The sequence below is a fragment of the Pseudomonas sp. AFG_SD02_1510_Pfu_092 genome (genome assembly GCF_003331055.1).
Lineage (GTDB): Bacteria > Pseudomonadota > Gammaproteobacteria > Pseudomonadales > Pseudomonadaceae > Aquipseudomonas.
In genome coordinates, this window is record NZ_PUQD01000027.1 from 1 (window position 1) to 17,481 (window position 17,481).

General features: G+C 64.6%; 18 protein-coding genes and 1 tRNA gene. 6 read left to right on the plus strand and 13 right to left on the minus strand.

Going from position 1 to position 17,481, the window contains the following annotated elements; genetic code table 11:
* Positions 1-106: 106 nt before the first annotated feature.
* A complete protein-coding gene (locus C6A77_RS13425) occupies positions 107-907 on the minus strand; it encodes a c-type cytochrome (RefSeq protein WP_114169900.1) in 801 nt (266 codons plus the stop codon).
* Between the two features lie 527 nt (positions 908-1,434).
* On the opposite strand from C6A77_RS13425, the gene C6A77_RS13430 reads away from it, so the two are divergent.
* A complete protein-coding gene (locus C6A77_RS13430) occupies positions 1,435-2,166 on the plus strand; it encodes an amidotransferase (protein ID WP_114169901.1) in 732 nt (243 codons plus the stop codon).
* A 107-nt stretch (positions 2,167-2,273) separates the two neighbouring features.
* Here C6A77_RS13430 and C6A77_RS13435 read toward each other — a convergent pair whose 3' ends face one another.
* The 3 genes from C6A77_RS13435 to C6A77_RS13445 all read right to left on the minus strand — a co-directional run bounded on the left by C6A77_RS13435 (position 2,274) and on the right by C6A77_RS13445 (position 4,881).
* The gene (locus C6A77_RS13435) at positions 2,274-3,245 is read right to left on the minus strand and encodes a magnesium and cobalt transport protein CorA (RefSeq protein WP_114169902.1); all 972 of its coding nucleotides are present in this window, start codon (positions 3,243-3,245) and stop codon (positions 2,274-2,276) included.
* 64 nt (positions 3,246-3,309) lie between these two features.
* Complete coding sequence (locus C6A77_RS13440) at positions 3,310-4,029, minus strand: lysophospholipid acyltransferase family protein (protein WP_114169903.1); 720 nt, start codon at positions 4,027-4,029, stop codon at positions 3,310-3,312.
* Between the two features lie 162 nt (positions 4,030-4,191).
* Positions 4,192-4,881, minus strand: a complete 690-nt coding sequence (locus C6A77_RS13445; RefSeq protein WP_114169904.1) for a crotonase/enoyl-CoA hydratase family protein — start codon at positions 4,879-4,881, stop codon at positions 4,192-4,194.
* A gap of 198 nt (positions 4,882-5,079) precedes the next feature.
* Here C6A77_RS13445 and C6A77_RS13450 point away from each other — a divergent pair.
* Positions 5,080-5,169, plus strand: a tRNA-Ser gene (locus C6A77_RS13450).
* 114 nt (positions 5,170-5,283) lie between these two features.
* Here C6A77_RS13450 and C6A77_RS13455 read toward each other — a convergent pair.
* The 4 genes from C6A77_RS13455 to C6A77_RS13475 form a co-directional block, all read right to left on the minus strand.
* A complete protein-coding gene (locus tag C6A77_RS13455) occupies positions 5,284-7,416 on the minus strand; it encodes a TonB-dependent siderophore receptor (protein ID WP_114169905.1) in 2,133 nt (710 codons plus the stop codon).
* 202 nt (positions 7,417-7,618) lie between these two features.
* Complete coding sequence (locus tag C6A77_RS13460) at positions 7,619-7,999, minus strand: hypothetical protein (RefSeq protein ID WP_114169906.1); 381 nt, start codon at positions 7,997-7,999, stop codon at positions 7,619-7,621.
* A gap of 145 nt (positions 8,000-8,144) precedes the next feature.
* Positions 8,145-9,332 (minus strand): MFS transporter, encoded by a 1,188-nt coding sequence (locus tag C6A77_RS13470; RefSeq protein WP_114169908.1) that lies wholly within the window; start codon positions 9,330-9,332, stop codon positions 8,145-8,147.
* A gap of 134 nt (positions 9,333-9,466) precedes the next feature.
* The gene (locus tag C6A77_RS13475; RefSeq protein WP_114169909.1) at positions 9,467-10,216 is read right to left on the minus strand and encodes a 3-oxoacyl-ACP reductase family protein; all 750 of its coding nucleotides are present in this window, start codon (positions 10,214-10,216) and stop codon (positions 9,467-9,469) included.
* 118 nt (positions 10,217-10,334) lie between these two features.
* On the opposite strand from C6A77_RS13475, the gene C6A77_RS13480 reads away from it, so the two are divergent.
* Positions 10,335-11,273: a LysR family transcriptional regulator gene (locus C6A77_RS13480; RefSeq protein ID WP_114169910.1), complete on the plus strand. Its 939-nt coding sequence runs from the start codon at positions 10,335-10,337 to the stop codon at positions 11,271-11,273.
* A gap of 99 nt (positions 11,274-11,372) precedes the next feature.
* On the opposite strand, the gene C6A77_RS13485 is transcribed toward C6A77_RS13480, so the two are convergent.
* Together C6A77_RS13485 and C6A77_RS13490 are read right to left on the minus strand one after the other, a co-directional pair.
* Complete coding sequence (locus C6A77_RS13485) at positions 11,373-11,843, minus strand: GreA/GreB family elongation factor (protein ID WP_114169948.1); 471 nt, start codon at positions 11,841-11,843, stop codon at positions 11,373-11,375.
* Positions 11,844-11,845: 2 nt separating this feature from the next.
* Positions 11,846-12,244 carry a hypothetical protein gene (locus C6A77_RS13490; RefSeq protein WP_114169911.1) on the minus strand — a complete coding sequence of 133 codons (399 nt, stop codon included), beginning with the start codon at positions 12,242-12,244 and terminating at the stop codon, positions 11,846-11,848.
* Positions 12,245-12,374: 130 nt separating this feature from the next.
* On the opposite strand from C6A77_RS13490, the gene earP reads away from it, so the two are divergent.
* Together earP and efp are read left to right on the plus strand one after the other, a co-directional pair.
* Complete coding sequence (earP, locus tag C6A77_RS13495) at positions 12,375-13,508, plus strand: elongation factor P maturation arginine rhamnosyltransferase EarP (RefSeq protein ID WP_114169912.1); 1,134 nt, start codon at positions 12,375-12,377, stop codon at positions 13,506-13,508.
* Between the two features lie 48 nt (positions 13,509-13,556).
* Positions 13,557-14,126, plus strand: coding sequence for an elongation factor P (efp, locus tag C6A77_RS13500; RefSeq protein WP_013971530.1), 570 nt, complete (start codon positions 13,557-13,559; stop codon positions 14,124-14,126).
* 166 nt (positions 14,127-14,292) lie between these two features.
* Here efp and C6A77_RS13505 read toward each other — a convergent pair whose 3' ends face one another.
* From C6A77_RS13505 to C6A77_RS13515, 3 genes are all read right to left on the minus strand, one after another.
* A complete protein-coding gene (locus tag C6A77_RS13505) occupies positions 14,293-14,721 on the minus strand; it encodes an organic hydroperoxide resistance protein (RefSeq protein ID WP_114169913.1) in 429 nt (142 codons plus the stop codon).
* A 141-nt stretch (positions 14,722-14,862) separates the two neighbouring features.
* On the minus strand, positions 14,863-15,318 hold the full coding sequence (locus tag C6A77_RS13510; RefSeq protein WP_114169914.1) for a MarR family transcriptional regulator: 456 nt from the start codon (positions 15,316-15,318) through the stop codon (positions 14,863-14,865).
* 58 nt (positions 15,319-15,376) lie between these two features.
* Positions 15,377-16,330, minus strand: a complete 954-nt coding sequence (locus C6A77_RS13515; RefSeq protein WP_114169915.1) for a LysR family transcriptional regulator — start codon at positions 16,328-16,330, stop codon at positions 15,377-15,379.
* Between the two features lie 113 nt (positions 16,331-16,443).
* Between C6A77_RS13515 and C6A77_RS13520 the strand changes: the two genes are divergently transcribed.
* Positions 16,444-17,193, plus strand: coding sequence for a sulfite exporter TauE/SafE family protein (locus tag C6A77_RS13520; RefSeq protein ID WP_114169949.1), 750 nt, complete (start codon positions 16,444-16,446; stop codon positions 17,191-17,193).
* Positions 17,194-17,481: the final 288 nt, after the last annotated feature.

Below are 17,481 nucleotides of genomic sequence, written 5' to 3' on the forward strand. Positions count from 1 at the left end.
CCCCCCCCCCCCCCCCCCCCCCCCCCCCAACCCCCCCCCCCCCCCCCCCCCCCCCGTGGCCCCCCGGGGGGGGGGGCCCCCCCCCGCGAAGATGCACACCTGGTCCTCAAGGCCTGCGCCCCGCCATATGCCCCAGATAAGCCAGTAACGCATCCAGCTCCTGCTCACTCAACACACTTTGCGCAAACCCCGGCATCTTCGCCTGCGGCCACTGCCGCAGGCTCTGCGGGTCACGTATCAGCTTGCGCAGATACGCCGGTTGAAAGTACTCGGTCGGGTTATGCGGCATGTTCAGGTCCGGCCCCACTTGCGCATCCCCCGCGCCATTCAGCCGATGGCAGGCCAGGCAGTTCTGCTGAAACAAGGCAAAGCCCTGGCGTACCGGGCTGTCGGCCGGCAGCTGCGGGTCGGGCAGCAGCGCCGGAAAACGCGCCTCGACGGCGGCCAGCTTGCGAATCGTGGAAATCTGGAACGGCCACTGCTCCGGGCGAATGCCGCCGGCCTGCGCGGCGGTCCACACCAGGTAGAACGGCCCGGCACTCGGTTTGTCCTGGCCCAGTGCCGGCCAGGGTTTGCCCGGGTCTTCCACCGCCAGCCAGGCCTGTGCCGGGCCATGCTGCAGCAGCGCTGCGGCGGGCATTTCGGCGGCGAAGCCGTCCAGCGCCACCGCTTGCAGGTGGTCACTGGCGGTTACGCCTTGCAGCAAAACGGCCAGCGGCACTGCCCGATAGTGCATGGGCCGTTTGTAGGACACGTCCTGGTCGATGCGGATGTCGCGGGCCTGCGGGTGGTCGAGCAGTTCGGCACTGCTCCACTGGCGCGTCGTGGCGCCCAGGTCCAGGTGCAGTTGCGCCGCCGACAGCGGCAGGCTCAGGAGCAACACTAACAGGGCAAGGCAGTGGCGCATGGGTAGTCTCCGACCATCATGGCCAGCAGATTACCTGTGCGTTGCCTGTTGGCGCCACAGCGGCCGTCAGCCGAACAAACGTGTCAGGTTCGGCAGGATCAGCAGCAAAGTCGTGGCGAAGAGAATGAGCCCAGCTTGGCGAATTTTCGATTGTCTGAACATGGCGGACCGCCTTCTTGTTGTTATTCCTGAATACCCGTTGGCTTCCCTGTCGCGCTTCGGGTCGATCGCAGTGGCGTTGCGTGACGCCTGAACTGCTTGCCTCTTGAAAGTGGATATACAACCAACAGTAGGGTGTGTGTCATCCATGTTTGAGAACCCTTTGTTCTAATTGACTGGTCCGCTGATTTCTTCCGGCTATGAGGCCATGTGCCATCTGGCTGGCATCCTCTCGCTAGACGGTGGCGCAAGTGCTGGCCGGGCCCCGACGAAATGTGACCGTTCGTCAGTGTGGCCTACTTGCTTGTACGTGCCTTTCGCGGCAGTCTCTATAGCTGATTTCAACCATGTCGTTCAGGACTATCCCTATGTCGTTACGCATCTGCATCCTTGAAACCGATGTCCTGCGACCGGAGTTGACGGCGCAATACCAGGGCTACGGCAGGATGTTCGAGCAGCTGTTCTCGCGGCAGCCGATTGCCGCCGAATTTCGCGTGTACAACGTGATGAACGGCGATTACCCCGCCGACACCGAAGTGTTCGATGCCTATCTGGTGACCGGCAGCAAGGCCGACTCGTTCGGAACCGACCCGTGGATCCAGACCCTCAAGGCCTACCTGCTGAAGCTGTACGAGCGTGGCGAGAAGCTGCTGGGCGTGTGTTTCGGTCACCAGTTGCTGGCGTTGACCCTGGGTGGCAAGGCCGAGCGTGCCGAGCAGGGCTGGGGCGTCGGTATCCATCGCTATACGCTGGCTGCCCATGCCCCGTGGATGGACCCGGAAGTGGCGGAGCTGACGCTGCTGATCAGCCACCAGGACCAGGTGACCGCGTTGCCAGAAGGCGCCACGGTGATCGCCTCCAGCGATTTCTGCCCGAACGCGGCGTACCACATTGGTGACCAGGTGTTGTGTTTCCAGGGCCACCCGGAGTTCGTCCACGACTATTCCCGCGCGCTGCTGGATGCGCGTCAGCAATACCTGGGGGATGAGGTGTACCACAAGGCCGTGGCCAGCCTGGCCAGCGAGCATCAGGGCGACCTGGTGGGGGAATGGATGTTGCGCTTCATCCAGCACCCGATCAGCAAGCACGACGCGGCGTGATGGCCGGGGGCTGCTTTGCAGCCCAATCACCGGCAAGCTGGAGGTCGATGCGCTTGGTGTGGGAGCTGGCTTGCCGGCGAAAGGGCCGCAAAGCGGCCCCAAAGAACTCAAAGCCAGCCAGACTTCTTGAAGCTGGCATACAACCCGCTGCAACCCAGCCCGATCACCCCCAGCACCGCAAAGTACCCATAGTGCCAGCCCAGCTCCGGCATGTTCTGGAAGTTCATCCCGTAAATCCCGGCAATCGCCGTGGGGAACGCCAGGATCGCCGCCCAGGCGGCGAACTTGCGTTGCACGATGCTCTGCCGTGACGACTCCAGCAGCATGCCGATCTCGATGGTCTGGCTGGCGATGTCGCGGATGCCGGCCAAGTCTTCCATCTGCCGCGTCACGTGGATCTGCACATCGCGGAAGTACGGGCGCATGTTCTTGTCGATGAACGGGAAACTCAGGCGCTGCAGCTCTTCGCTCACCTCGACCATCGGCGCCACGTAGCGGCGCAGGCGCAGGATGTCGCGGCGCAGGCTGTGCAGGCGGCGGATATCCTCTTCCTGTAGCGAACCACCGAGCACGCTCTGCTCCAGCTCTTCGATTTCGCCATGAATGGCCTCGCTGACCGGCTGGTAGTTCTCGGTGACGAAGTCGAGCAGGGCGTACAGCACGAAATCTTCACCATGCTCCAGCAGCAATGGCCGGGCCTCGCAGCGCTGGCGCACCAGGGCGTAGGATTTCGAATGGCCGTTGCGGCAGGTGATGATGTAGCCATTGCCGGCGAAGATATGGGTTTCGATGAATTCCAGCTTGCCTTCGTGGCGTACTGGCGAGTAGGTGACGATGAACAGGGCGTCGCCGAAGGTTTCCAGCTTGGGCCGGCTGTGCTTTTCCAGGGCGTCTTCGATAGCCAGTTCGTGCAGGTTGAACTGGCACTGCAGGTTGGCCAGCTCCTCGGCGTTCGGCTCTTCCAGGCCGATCCAGACGAAGTGCCCCGGCTTGCGGGCCCACTCGCTGCCTTCATCGATGCTGATGTTGGTGACTTTTCTGCCGGCGCTGTACACCGCCGATGCCACGACTCGACCCATGGTTGTTCGCTTATTCCGGTTGAACACGGGATACAGCTTGGGCCGTAGCGGGCGCGAGGGCAACCTAGCCTTTGCCCAGTTCCCCTTCCATGCGGTCGATGCATTGCTGCATCTGCGCCCGGCACTGTTCGACCAGCGCCGGCAGGTCCTGCACGGTCATGCCGGCGGTGGCGATCGGTGGCAGCGAACGCACGATCACGCTGCGCTGGCGCCAGCTGTTCAGGCCCAGGCGCCTGGCATAACGGCTGACACACACCGGCACGATCGGCACACCGGCCTCGATGGCCATGTGAAACGCACCTTTCTTGAAGGGCAGCAGTTGCTCGCCAGCATTGCGCGTGCCTTCGGGGAAAATCCAGATCGAGGTGTTGTCCTGCAGCACCCGGGTCGTCTTGTGCATGGCCTTGCGCGCCTGGTAGGCATTCTTGCGGTCGACCAGCACGTTGCCACCCAGCCAGAACAGCTGGCCGAACAGCGGGATCCAGCCCAGGCTCTTCTTGCCGATGGCCACGGTACGTTGCGGCACCACCTGGCCCAGCACGAACAGGTCGAAATTGGATTGGTGGTTGGCGATGATCACGCAGCCGGGCGGCTGGTCCCACAGCGGGCCGACTTCGGCCTTGACCCGCAGGCGCAGCAGCCAGGTTGCCGGGAGGCTGTAGAGGCGGGCGAAGAGGCGGCTGTTGTCGCGGTTGAAAGGGCGGCACAGGCCGATCACCAGGCCCAGGGCGCCAGCCACCAGAAAATGCAGCGCCAGCAGGAACATGCGCAATGAATAAAGCATGGTACGACTCACACCAGACAGTCGCCGGGCAGTGTACGGATGTGCACTGGTTGGGGCAAACCCTGGTGCGAGCCTGTTGCGGCCTGTTCGCGGGCTTGCCCGCTCCCACAGGTACTGCACTTCCCTGTGGGAGCGGGCGAGCCCGCGAAGCGGCCGGTGCGGCTAGCCCATATGCTGCTGGTCCAGCTCGATCGCCTTGTCCAGCGCCTCCAGCAGCCCCTTGCGCACCTTCAGCTTGGTGTTCTTGTGCGCCAGCATGTTCAGCTTCTTCAGCTCTCGCGCCGCCGCCAGTGCGGCATCTTGCAGCTGTTCGGCCGGCACCACCTTGTCGAGGAAGCCGGCATCCACCGCACCCTGGGGGTCGAACACCTCGGCATTGATCACCGCGCGGTGGAAGGCCGAGCGGCGCAGGCGGTCACGGGCCAGTTCGATGCCGGCATGGTGCATGGTCATGCCGATCTGCACTTCGTTCAGGCACACCTTGTACGGCCCCTCGACGCCAATGCGGTAATCGCCCGACAGCAGCAGGAACGCGCCCTTGGCCACGGCATTGCCCGGGCAGGCGACCACCACCGGGAACGGGTGCGACAACAGGCGGCGGGCGAGGGTGGAGCCGGCGGTGACCAGGCTGATCGCCTCCTTGGGGCCGCTGGTCATCACTTTCAGGTCGTAGCCGCCCGACAGAATGCCTGGCTGCCCGGTGATGATCACTACCGCGCGCGCTTCGGTAGCGCGGTCGAGCGCGGCGTTGAAGGCGGCGATGACCTCGGGCGAGATCGCGTTGACCTTGCCGTTGTTCAGGGTCAGGGTGACGATGCCGTCTTCGGCGTGGTAGGTAATCAGCTCGCTCATGGCAGAGTCCTTTTGTTGGCGTGGCGACGACGTTACCCAGCGCCAGGAGCGAGGTAAAGCAGTAAGGCTGACTGGTCGGTCAGCGTTCACCGGGGCTCAAGTGCAAATACATGAAAAAATTGAAAAAAATGCTTGCCAAAGGGAAGGTCTTTCACTAAATTAGCGCACCTCGACAGGCTGCAAGGCTTGAAGAGAAACGGTGAAGTGTCCGAGTGGTCGAAGGAGCACGCCTGGAAAGTGTGTATACGAGAAATCGTATCAAGGGTTCAAATCCCTTCTTCACCGCCACATTCTACGAAGAGCCCCCGCGCTGAAAAGCGCGGGGGCTTTTTGTTTCCCGGTGCTTTTTGTTCCGGTGCTTTTTGTTTCCGGTGGTTGGGGCCGCTTGGCGGCCCGCACATTCTAGAAGCTGACCGAAGCCGACAGCCGAGCGGTACGCGGTGCCCCCTGGAACAGGTAGTTGTCCCCCAGGTAATCCCCCACATCCCGCCAGTAACGCTTGTCGAACACGTTGTCCACCGTCAGCCGCAGCACCGTGTCATAGCCACCGATGCGCGTGCGGTAGCGGCTACCCACATCGAACACCGTGTAGCCACCGACCTCGACATTCCCCGCCTGGCTCGCATACTTGCTGGCGCTGTACCGCGCCCCACCCAGCAGTGCCAACCCTGGCACCGGCAGGCTGTATTGCGCCTGTAGCGCGGCGCGGAAATTGGGCACGTTGAGGGCCTGGTGGCCCTCGTAGGCATCGGTGCCGCTGTTCTGCACCCGCGCCCGAATGGCCGCAGCGCTGGCCTGTACCTGCAGGTTCGAGGTCACCCAGCCGCTGGCGCCCAGTTCCAGGCCGGTGTTCTTCTGCTGGCCCTGCTGCACGTAGGTGGATTTGCCGGCGCCGTCCGGGCGCGCGTACTGGTACGCCTGGCGGATTTGAAACAGGGCGGCGCTGAAGCTCAGGCCCTGCCAGTCGTGCTTGAGGCCCAGCTCCAGCTGATGCGAGGTGGTGGGCGCAAGAATTTCGGAACTGTTCTCGGCGAACCAAGGGGCGGTGCCGCCCGCTGACAGGCCCTTGGAGTAGCTGGCATAGAGCGTGGTATCCGGCTGCGGCTTGTAGATGAGCGCAGCATTGGGCAGCAACTGGTACTGCCGGGTATGGCGGCCGGCAACGCCATCTTCATTCCAGGTTTTCTCGTCCAGGCGTACTTCCCGGGCACCCAGCACGGTCTGCCATTGCTCGTTGAAACTGATACGGTCGCTCACGAACAGCCCGTACTGGCGGCTGTCCAGGCGACGCTCGCTGGCCCTGACGGGCTTGTCGGACGGCTCGTAGGCCGGCGCACCGCCATCGATGTTGCCGGGGCCGAGCCATTCCATGTAGCTGGGGCGCTGATCCAGCGTGCGCCGCTGCGCACTGGTGCCCACGGTTAGCTCATGGCCTACGCCCAGCGCAGCGAAACGCCCGTTGAGCATGGCCTGCGCTTCATCGGTGCGGCGGGTGTCGTCGGGGCTGCGGAAATCATAGATGTCGTAGTCGCCATTGCTGCCGAAGAACGCGCCTTCACTCGAGCCCCAGGCAAACGAGCTGTAATCGTCGATCACCACCTGGCTGCGCGAGGCACTCAAGGCAGCGGTCCAGGCCCCGTTGAAGCGGTACGCGAAGCGCCCGCCCAGGTTCAGCGAGTCGTTCTGCACCGGCTTGGCCCAGTGCTGGTAGGCCAGGCGCTCGTCCGGGTCGATGCCGTGCGGCACTTGGCTGCCGCCGAGCAGTTGGTAACCCGGTACCGAACGCTGTTCGCGGTGCTGGTATTCGGCATCCAGCTGCAGGGTGGCGTCCGGGCTGATCTGCCAGTCGAACGCCAGCGAGGCGAAGTCGCGCTTGCCGTCGGCGTGGTCGACATACGAGCGGATATCTTCGTGGGCCAGGTTGGCGCGCAGGCCGAACTGCCGCTCGCTGCCGAACCAGCCGCCCAGGTCGGTGGCCAGATAGCGTTCGCCCTGTTCGTTGGTCGACACGGTGACGCTGCGCACGTCTTCGGCACGCTTGGTCACGTAATTGACCAGGCCGCCCGGCTCGGACACGCCGCTCTGCAACCCGGACAGGCCCTTGAGCAGCTCGACCTGCTGCTTGTTCTCCAGGGCTACGTTCTGCTCGCCGGCAATGGTCTGGCCGTTGATGCGGTAGCTGCTGGCGGCGTTCAGTTCGAAGCCGCGTACGTTGAAGTTTTCGTAATAACCGACCGGGGCATAGCTTTCGCCGACCGAGGCGTCGCTCTGCAGCACTTCGCTGAGCTGGCGCACCTGGCGGTCTTCCAGCAGTTGCTGGTTGAACACGCTGATCGAGGCCGGGGTGTCGAGCAACGGTGCCGGCTGGAAGCCGCCGACCGCAGCCTCACGGGCCTGATAACCATCGTTGGCGTAGCTGTCGGACACCTCCAGCGGGGCCAGCAACACGCTGTCTTCGGCCAGCACCTGCGGGCAATGCAGGGCCAGGCCCAGGCTGAGCAGGCTCAGGGGCAGGCGGGGTTGACGCGGGGGCATGCGGTGGGGCTCCTGGATGCGCTGTGCCTGTGCTGGCCTCTTCGCGGGCGTGCCCGCTCCTACAGAAAAATCACTTTTTTCAGCTGCAGTGATATCCCTGTGGGAGCGGGCAAGCCCGCGAAGAGGCCGGTACAGACCATGAAAAAGGCGGCATCTTACCGCCGCCTTGCCCATAAAACGATCCGGGTATTGCGATCATCAGTCAGCCTTTGTTGGCGGGCCGCCGATGCTGTCGCCAGTTGTCGTCGATCTTCGACCAGGTTTTGCCATCGGTAATGGCCATGAGCTTGCGGCCATCCTTGAAGGTAGCCAGGAAGGTGGCTTCTTGCTCCTTGCCGCCCAGCCACAGCCCGGCCAGCAACCCCACCGGCCCGGCTACCAGGGCGCCGGCCACGCCCCAGCCCAGGGTGCCGCCCAGGCTACGGCTGGACTCCAGGCTGGCCAGGCGCAGGTCGCTGATGCGTGCCAGGGAAATCCGCTCACCCGGGGAGGGGCTGCGCGGGGTCTTGAGTGTGAGCGATCCGTTGCGATACTCGCCGTCACCTTGCAAGAAATCGCCGGATTGCACCGTGAGTCTTGTCATGAAGTCGTCCTGTCAGGGAGTGGGCATTGACCAACGCCTATCGAGCGCTGCCCGTGCCGGCAAGTCAACGGCCATACGACGGAGGGTAGTGCGGTGCTTTGTCGCCATGGCTGAGAGCCGCCCGCGAAAATCCGCCAACACTCCGTCAGGCCACCTGCAACGCGCTCTTGCGCTTGCGCTCGGCCAGGCCCCACGCCAGCAATGCCAGCGCGCCAATCACCAGCCCGGCGAGCACGATGCCCATCCAGCCCTGGCGCTGGAACAGCTGCGTGCCCAACAATGACCCCAGCGCGCCACCAATGAAGTAGCAGGTGATATACCCGGCATTCAGCCGCGTACGCGCCTCGGGCCGCAGGGCAATCACCGCATTCTGGTTGCTTACATGCACCAGCTGCACCGCCAGGTCGAGCATCAGTACCCCGGCCAGCAACGCCAGCAGCGAGTGCTCGGCAAACCCCAGCGGTACCCATGACAGCAGCAACACCACCAGCCCCACGCTGGTGCCCAGCGAACCCTTGCCACGGTCGGCCAGGCGCCCGGCCCAGTTGGCCGACAGCGCGCCCGCCGCACCGGCCAGGCCGAACAGGCCGATCACCGCATCGGAATAGTGATAGGGGCCGTTCGCCAGCAGAAACGCCAGCGGTGTCCAGAACAGGGCGAACAGGCTGAACGCCAGCAGGCCGAGCAGCGAGCGCAGGCGCAGCACCGGTTCTTCGACGAACAGGCGGAACACCGAGCCGATCAGCGCCGGGTATTTCAGCCCGGCATGGCTGTGGTGTTGCGGCAGGCTGCGGTACAGCGCCACGGCGGTGATCGCCATCAGCACCGCAGCCAGCACGTAAATGCTGCGCCAGCCGCCCAGCTCGGCCATGAAACCGGCAGCGGTACGCGCCAGCAGAATGCCCAGCAGCAGGCCGCTCATCAAAGTGCCAACCGCGCGCCCGCGCTGGTTTGGCTCGCTGAGGGTCGCGGCCATGGGCACGAGGATCTGCGCCACCACCGAGAACAGCCCGGTCAGCGCCGTGCCGAGGATCAGCCAGGGCAGGCTCGGTGCGCAGGCGCTGATGACCAGGCCCAGGGTGGCGATGGCGGTCATCACGGTGATCAGCCGGCGCTGCTCGAACAGGTCGCCCAGCGGCGCCAGCAGCAACAGCCCGGCGCCGTAGCTGAGCTGCGCGGCAATGACGATGCTGCCGGCGCTGGCGGTGCTCAGGCCGAACTGTTGGGCGATGCTGTGCAGAAGGGGTTGTGCGTAGTAGTTGCTGGCTACGGCCAGGCCGGTGGCGGTGGCCATCAGCAGGATCAGGGCTCGGCTCAGGGTGGGGTTGTGCATGCGCTTCTCGTGACAGGTGGATAAGGGGGTGGCCTGTGCTGGCCTCTTCGCGGGTAAACCACAGTACTCGAAAGCCGTGGTATTCCTGTGGGAGCGGGTTTACCCGCGAAAAGGCCGGCACAGACAACCCTGATTCAGGCAGCGAACCCGCCATCGACAGTCAGGCTGGCCCCGGTAATGTACCCCGCCTCAGGCCCCGCCAGATAAGCCACGAAGCTGGCAATTTCATCCACCTCGCCGTACCGCCCGATGGCCATCAGCGGAATCAGGCTCTCGGCAAACTCGCCACTGGCCGGGTTCATGTCGGTGTCCACCGGCCCCGGCTGCACATTGTTCACGGTAATGCCTTGCGGCCCCAGGTCGCGCGCCATGCCGCGGGTCAGGCCGACCAGCGCCGACTTGCTCATGGCATACGGCGCGCCACCGGCGAACGGCATGCGCTCGGCGTTGGTGCTGCCGATGTTGATGATGCGCCCGCCCTGGCCCATGTAGCGCGCCGCCGCCTGGCTGGCGACGAACACGCTGCGTACGTTCACCGCCAGCATGCGGTCGAAGTCGGCCAGGTCGAATTCGCTCACCGGGGCTACCGTCAGCACGCCGGCGTTGTTGACCAGGATATCCAGCTGGCCGAAGGCCTTGACGGTGTCGTCCACGGCCAGTTGCACGGCTGCCGCATCAGCGCTGTCGGCCCGCAGTGCCAAGGCACGGCCGCCGTTTTCGACAATTTCCCGGGCCAGCTCTTCGGCCGGGCCGGCGGAGCTCACATAGGTGAAGGCTACCTGTGCGCCTTCGCGGGCCAGGCGCCGTACGATGGCCGCGCCGATACCGCGGGAGCCGCCCTGGACCAGGGCCACTTTGCCTTCGAGGGTATGTTGCTTGGACATGCTGTTCTCCTGCTGGAAGCCAGGCTGAAATGCCTTGGATGAGCGCAGTATCCGCGCTCGATTACCTGCTGATAAGATGGCAATCACTATCAGCAGAGTAAACCTTTGGTTGCCAATCATGGCCCTTGAATCGTTCAACGCCCTGGAATGCTTCATCCGCAGTGCCGAGGTCGGCAGCTTTGCCGAAGCCGCCCGGCGCCTGCACATCACCCCGGCTGCCGTGGGCAAGCATGTGGCCCAGCTGGAGGCGCGCCTGGGCGTGCGGTTGTTCCAGCGTAGTACGCGCAAGCTGACCCTGACCGAAGCGGGGCAGCGGTTTCTCGGCGAAGTCAGCGACAGCTTCCGCACCATCCAGTACGCCGTGGCCAACCTGGCCAGCGCCGAGGGCCAGCCGGCCGGGTTGTTGCGGGTGAGCATGGGCACGGTGTTCGGGCGCTTGTACGTGTTGCCTTTGCTGGGTGAGTTCCTGCGACGCTACCCGGGCATCACCCCGGACTGGCATTTCGACAACCGCCAGGTCGACCTGATCGGCCAGGGCTTCGATGCGGCGATTGGTGGAGGCTTCGAACTGCCGCCGGGGGTGGTGGCGCGCAAGTTGACCCCGGCGCACCGGGTGCTGGTGGCGGCACCGGCGTACCTGGCCCGGCATGCGCCGATCGACGACCCACAGGCACTGCAACGGCACGACGGTATTCTGATTCGCTCGCCGCAGACCGGGCGGGTGCGCTCATGGCCGTTGACCAGCCGTTGGCAGGTGCAGCAGCCGCTGCAATTGCGCCAGGCAATGACCATGAGCGATTCGGATGCGGCCTGCGCGGTGGCCGAGCAGGGCTTGGGGATTGCCCTGGTGAGCCTGCCGTTTGCGGTGCCATACCTGCAGGGCAGGCGGCTGCAGCGGGTGTTGCCCGACTGGTATGTGGACGATGGGCATATCAGCCTGTATTTCGCCGAGCACAAGCTGTTGCCGGGCAAGACCCGGGCGTTTGTCGATTTTGTCGTGGAGCAGTTCGCGGAGCAGGGGCTGGCGGGGCGGTTCGATGCGTTGCAAAGTTTGTAGATGTGCATCGCCTGTACTGGCCTCTTCGCGGGTGAACCCGCTCCCACAGGGTTGCACCCGGCTTGAGAGCAGTGCAGTACTGGTGCGGGCAAGGCCGGTTCAGACAACCTCGACAATGAACAAGGCCTGCGTCCCCAGGTTCACTTCTTCATCCACCTTCTTGCCAAGCAGCTGCTGCCCCAGCGGCGAGCGCGGGGTGATCACCGTCACCAGCTCATCCCCTTGGCCAATCTTCAAGCCCGCCGCCTCGGGCCCGAGGAACAGCCGGCGTTGCCCGCCATCCTCGTCTTCCAGGGTGACGAGGTTGCTCAGCTGCACCCCGCGCGCGGGGTCGTAATCGCGCAGCAGCAATTGCTGGTAGGTCAGCAGCGCCTGGCGAATCTCGGCGCTGCGGCGGGCCTGGCCGGTGGCCAGGTACGAGGCTTCCAGGCCGAGGGTGTCGTATTTGTTCTCGGCGATGTTCTCTTCAGCAGTGGCCGCTTCATACGCGGTTTGCGCCGCGCGGGTCAGCACATCCGAGTCGTGCTCGAGGGTGGCGACGATCTGCGCCAGCAGCCGGGGTTTGTTCAGGGTCAATAACAGAACTCCAGTACGTTGGCCTGGCTTTTGTCAGTCGGCGCGGTGCGGTTCTGCTGCAGCCAGAACTGGCATTTGGGGCTGTTGAGATTGCGCGGGTTGCCCTCGGCAGCCTCGGCGGCCTGTTGCACTTGCTGCTGGTGCAGGATGTCCTTGTAGCGCTCGAACATCTCGGCCTGGGCATCCGCCGCAGGGGCCGGCGCTGCTGGCGCGGCAGGCCGGAATGCACCGGGGGCGACGGCCTGGGCCAGGGGTTGCGCCTGCTGTGGCCACAGTTGCAGGGCCAGCCACAGGCTGGCGGCAATGGCCACGGCGCCCAGCCACAGGCCAAAGGCAACGCAGGCGATCAACGGCAGCGGCTTGAGGGTGATCTTCAGTTCACGGTGGCGGGGCATGCTTGCCTCCTGGCAGGGTGGGTCGGGGTGCATTGTCGCATGCGCCTGGGTATTTTTCCGCGCAGGTGCTTTTGTCGACGACAATTTATGCGCAGAATTCGCGGTTTTTGTACCGGTACGGGAGAGGCGCATGAAAGCCACCTGGGACATCTTCTGCAGCGTCGTCGACAATTATGGCGATATTGGCGTGACCTGGCGCCTGGCCCGGCAGCTGGTGGCCGAGCACGGCCTGGCGGTGCGCCTGTGGGTGGACGACCTCGCCGCCTTCACACCCATGTGCCCCGGCGCCGACGCCACTGCCGCGCAGCAATGGCAGCACGGCGTCGAGGTGCGCCAGTGGCCGGCGCTGTGGTTGCCGCAAGCCCCGGGCGATGTGGTGATCGGTGCGTTTGCCTGCCAGTTGCCTGCAGCGTATGTCGAGGCCATGCGTGCCTGCCCACGGCCGCCGCTGTGGCTGAACCTCGAGTACCTCAGTGCCGAGGACTGGGTAGAAGGCTGCCATGGCCTGCCTTCGCCGCAGCCCAATGGCCTGCGCAAGGTGTTTTTCTTCCCCGGCTTTAGCGAAAACACCGGTGGCCTGCTGCGGGAGGCTTCGCTACTGGCCCGGCGTGACGCGTTCCAGCAGTCGGCCGCTGCGCGCCAGGCGTTCCTGCACGGGCTTGGCGTTAACCCTGAGCCGGGCGCGTTGCTGGCCTCGCTGTTCGCCTACGAAAACCCGCAGTTGAGCAACTGGCTGGAGGCCCTGGCCACGGGCGCGCAAGCCTGCCACCTGCTGGTGCCGCAAGGGCGCATCGTCGCCGGGCTCAGCCAGTGGTTTGGCGAGGCAGCGCTGGCAGTGGGGGATGTGCGCATGCGCGGTGCGCTGACCGTGCAGGTGCTGCCGTTCGTCAGCCAGGACGACTTCGACCGGCTGCTGTGGTGCTGCGACTTCAACGCCGTGCGTGGTGAAGACTCGTTCGTGCGCGCGCAGTGGGCGGGGCAGCCGATGCTGTGGCACATCTACGTGCAGGACGAGAACGCCCACTGGGAAAAACTCGAAGCGTTTCTCGCGCACTATCGACGCGGGTTGTCAGACGAAGCCGATGCTGCGCTGCTTGCTCTGTGGCGCGCCTGGAACATGGATTGCGACATGGCCCAGGCCTGGCAGGCGGCCCGTCAGCATTGGCCGGAACTGCAGGCGCATGCCCGGCGGTGGGCCGCGCGGCAGGCCACTCAGCCGGACCTTGCCATGACGCTGGTACAGTTTTACCGAAATTGGCTATGATATGCGGCCTCGATTTTTATAAATCCATCCAGATTCGGATACTTCGTAATGAAAACTGGTAAAGAACTGAAACCCGGTACCGTACTGCGGATCGACAACGACCCGTGGCTGGTTCAAAAAGCTGAGTTCACCAAGTCGGGCCGTAACAGCGCGATCATGAAGACCAAGCTGAAGAACCTGCTGACCGGCTACAAGACCGAAACCGTCTACGGTGCAGACGACAAGCTGGACGACGTGATCCTGGATCGCAAAGAAGCGACCCTGTCGTTCATCAACGGTGACGAATACACCTTCATGGACACCACCGACTACACCATGTACGAACTGAACGCCGAGGACATCGAAGCCGTTCTGCCGTACATCGAAGAAGGCATGGAAGACGTCTGCGAAGCCGTGTTCTTCGAAGGCCGCCTGGTATCGGTCGAACTGCCGACCACCATCAGCCGTCAGGTTGTCTACACCGAGAACGCTGCTCGCGGCGACACCTCGGGCAAGGTCATGAAGCCTGCCAAGCTGAAGAACGGCACCGAAATCTCGGTCGCCGACTTCATCCAGATCGACGAGTGGATCGACATCGACACTCGCGACAATAGCTTCAAGGGCCGTTCCAAGAAGTAAGCCTTCTTGTGAAACGCAAAAACCCGGCCTCGGCCGGGTTTTTTTGTGCGTGGGAGTGGCCTTGTGTCGCGAAAGGGCCGCAAGGCGGCCCCGGCGATATCAAGGTGTACCCGAGATTCTGGGGCCGCTTCGCGCCCCATCGCGACGCAAGGCCGCTCCCACAGCCTTAGACGGTCACATGCAACCGCACATCCACATTGCCACGGGTAGCGTTGGAGTACGGGCACACCTGGTGCGCCTTTTCCACCAGCCCTTCGGCATCGGCCTGGGCCAGGCCCGGCAGGTTGATGTGCAGGTCGATGTCCAGGCCGAAACCACCCGGAATCTGGCCGATGCCCACCTTCGCGGTGATCGAGGCATCTGCCGGCAGGGCCTTTTTCTCTTGCCCGGCGACGAACTTCAGGGCGCCGATGAAGCACGCCGAGTAGCCGGCGGCGAACAGCTGCTCGGGGTTGCTGCCGTTACCGCCTGCGCCACCCAGTTCCTTGGGGGTACTCAGGCTGACCTCCAGCTTGCCGTCGCTGGAACGGGATTTGCCGTCGCGCCCACCGGTGGAGGTAGCTTCTGCGATGTACAGCGGAGTGACCTTTTGCATCTTGAGCCTCGCTAATGTGCTGTGCGCTACCTGTCTGCAGGAGGGCGCGGGTTGGTGTGGGATTTAAATTAGCGCGCAATTAGTTAGTGCGCAAGATAAATCGTCACCGCTCGTCGGAACGGCCATCGCACAGCATAGTCGTCAGAGGCTTTTCTGCAGGTTCTCGCGCAGCAGCAGCAGCTCTGCCTGCAACTGTTGCAGCTGTTCCAGGCTATGCCCGCTGGCCTTGAGGATGCACTGCGGCACTTCCTTGGCCCGCTGTTGCAGGGCACGGCCCTTGTCGGTCAGTTGCACCAGCACCACCCGTTCGTCCTCGCGGCTGCGGTTGCGCTGCAGCAGGCCTTCGCTTTCCAGGCGCTTGAGCAGCGGCGTCAGCGAGCCGGGGTCGGTGAGCAGGTGCTGGCTGATTTCGCCTACGGTCAGGCCGTCGTGCTCCCACAGCACGAGCATGGCCAGGTACTGCGGGTAGGTCAGGCCCAGGGCCTGCAGCAGGGGTTTGTAGACCTTGGTCATCAGCAACGAGGTGGAGTGCAGGGCGAAACAGACCTGGTTGTCCAGCAGCAGCTCGTCACAGGAGGCTTGGGTGTCGGCGTTCATGCAGGTCCTTGAAAGTAATCAATAGGGCAGTCTGGCACGCGGGTGACTGATGCGCGCATTACTCGCGCAATTCACTGCGCAACGCCAGGTCCCAGGGTGGAATCGGGCTGAAGCGGCTCTTGAGGAATTCGAGCAGCAAACGGCTGCGAGAGTTCGTTTCATGTTCCAGGCGTAGCGCGTAGATACCGCTGGTTTCCGCTTCGGGCAAGCCGCCGTCGCAAAACAACGCTACCAGCTCGCCGCGCAGCAGGTAGTCGCTGATCAGCCAGGTCGGCAGATGGGCGATGCCCAGGCCGGCGAGGGCGCCGAACAGCAGGGTCTCGGCGTTATTGGCGGCCATGCGCATGCGTGAGGGCCGGAACAGGCGGGTTTGCCCGGCCACGCTGAAGCGCCAGGCGAAGGGTGGCGCCAGGCCGTCCCAGTCCAGGCCGTCGTGTTCGGGCAGTTCGCTGGGGCAGGTGGGCATGCCGCGGCTGGCCAGGTAAGCCGGGCTGGCACAGGCGATGCGCACCATGTAGGCCAGCGGCGTGGCGACCAGCCGGGTGTCGGCAAGCGGGCCGGCGCGCAGCACCAGGTCGACCTCGCCCAGGTGGCTGCCGTGCAGGTCGACGAAGCTGTCGATCAGCCGCAGCTGCACATCCAGGCCCGGGTAGGCCACGAGGAAATCGGCAATCGCCGGGGCCAGGTGGCGACGGCCGAAGGCGGCGGGGGCGTCGATGCGGATCAGGCCCTCAGGGGCATTGCTCAGCGACACCGCTTCGGCGCGAGCCAGGCGCAGTTCCTCGATGATACGCCTGGCCCGTTCGGCAAAGGCATTGCCGGCGGGCGTGGCGCGCACGGCGTGGGTGCTGCGGGTGAACAGGCGGCTGCCGACGGCGCTTTCCAGGTTGTCGATGCGCCGCGCCACGGCCGACGGGGTCAGCGGATGGCGCCGGGCGGCGGCAGAAAAGCTGCCGGTTTCCAGCACATCGAGGAACAGGCTCAGTTGGTCGGTGAGGGTATCGGGGCTCATGGTTGCCTTGCTTTTGCGAAAAACGCACAGCCATTGTGCGCTGCTGTGCGTTTCCCCGCCAGCCTGCAGTCGTTAGCATGCTCGCATTCTCTGTACAGGCGGACGAGGCCCTGATGATCGAATGGTTGTTGTATATCGCGCTGGGCGCTGCCCTGGGGACCATGGGTGGCCTGTTCGGCATTGGCGGCGGGCTGATCGCCATCCCTGCGCTGGGCGTGCTGTTCGGCCTGGACCAGCAGTTGGCGCAGGGCACGGCGCTGGTGATGGTGGTACCGAACGTGCTGTTGGCGCTGTGGCGTTATCACCAGCGTAACCGCATCGAATTGCGCCATGCCGTGCCGCTGTCGCTGTGCAGCTTCGTGTTCGCCTGGCTCGGGTCGATCTGGGCGGTGGGGCTGGATGCGCATTCCATGCGCCTGGGCTTTGTCGGCTTTCTGGTGGCGCTGGCAGTGTGGAACGTGGCGCGGATGTTCATGAAGGTGACGCCGCCCAGCGCCGAATTGCGCCATGCCTGGCCGTGGCTGGGCGTGCTGGGCAGCTTTGCCGGGACCATGGGTGGCTTGTTCGGGGTGGGCGGGGCGGTGGTGGCCACGCCGATCCTGACCAGCGTGTTCGGCACGACCCAGGTGGTGGCGCAGGGGCTGTCGCTGGCGCTGGCGGCGCCGAGCACCTTGGTCACCCTGGTGACCTACGGCGTGCACCACAGCGTCGACTGGGGCGTTGGGCTGCCGTTGGCGATGGGTGGCTTGCTCAGCATCAGCTGGGGGGTGAAGCTGGCCCATGCATTGCCGGAGAAGGCCTTACGGGCAATGTTCTGTGTGTTCCTGGTGGTGTGTGCGGTGCTGCTCGGGTTTGAGCTTTGAGCCGTGAGCGCATGGGGCCGCTTTGCGGCCCATCGCCGGCAAGCCAGCTCCCACAGGTTTCAGCGTAAGCCCGAGGCATACGCAGCCCCACGTGGGAGCGGGCAAGCCCGCGAAGCAGGCCGCGCGGTGGATGGCACCGGCTGCGCCGGTGTTCGCGGCCACGGCCGCTCCCACAGGGATCGCGCCAGCTTTTGGAAATTGACCACGACAGTTGCTCCCACCTCGACCGCATGCTGCTCAAGAGATCACAGGACGTAAGGCTGATGCGGTCGGGGTGGGTGCTGGCTT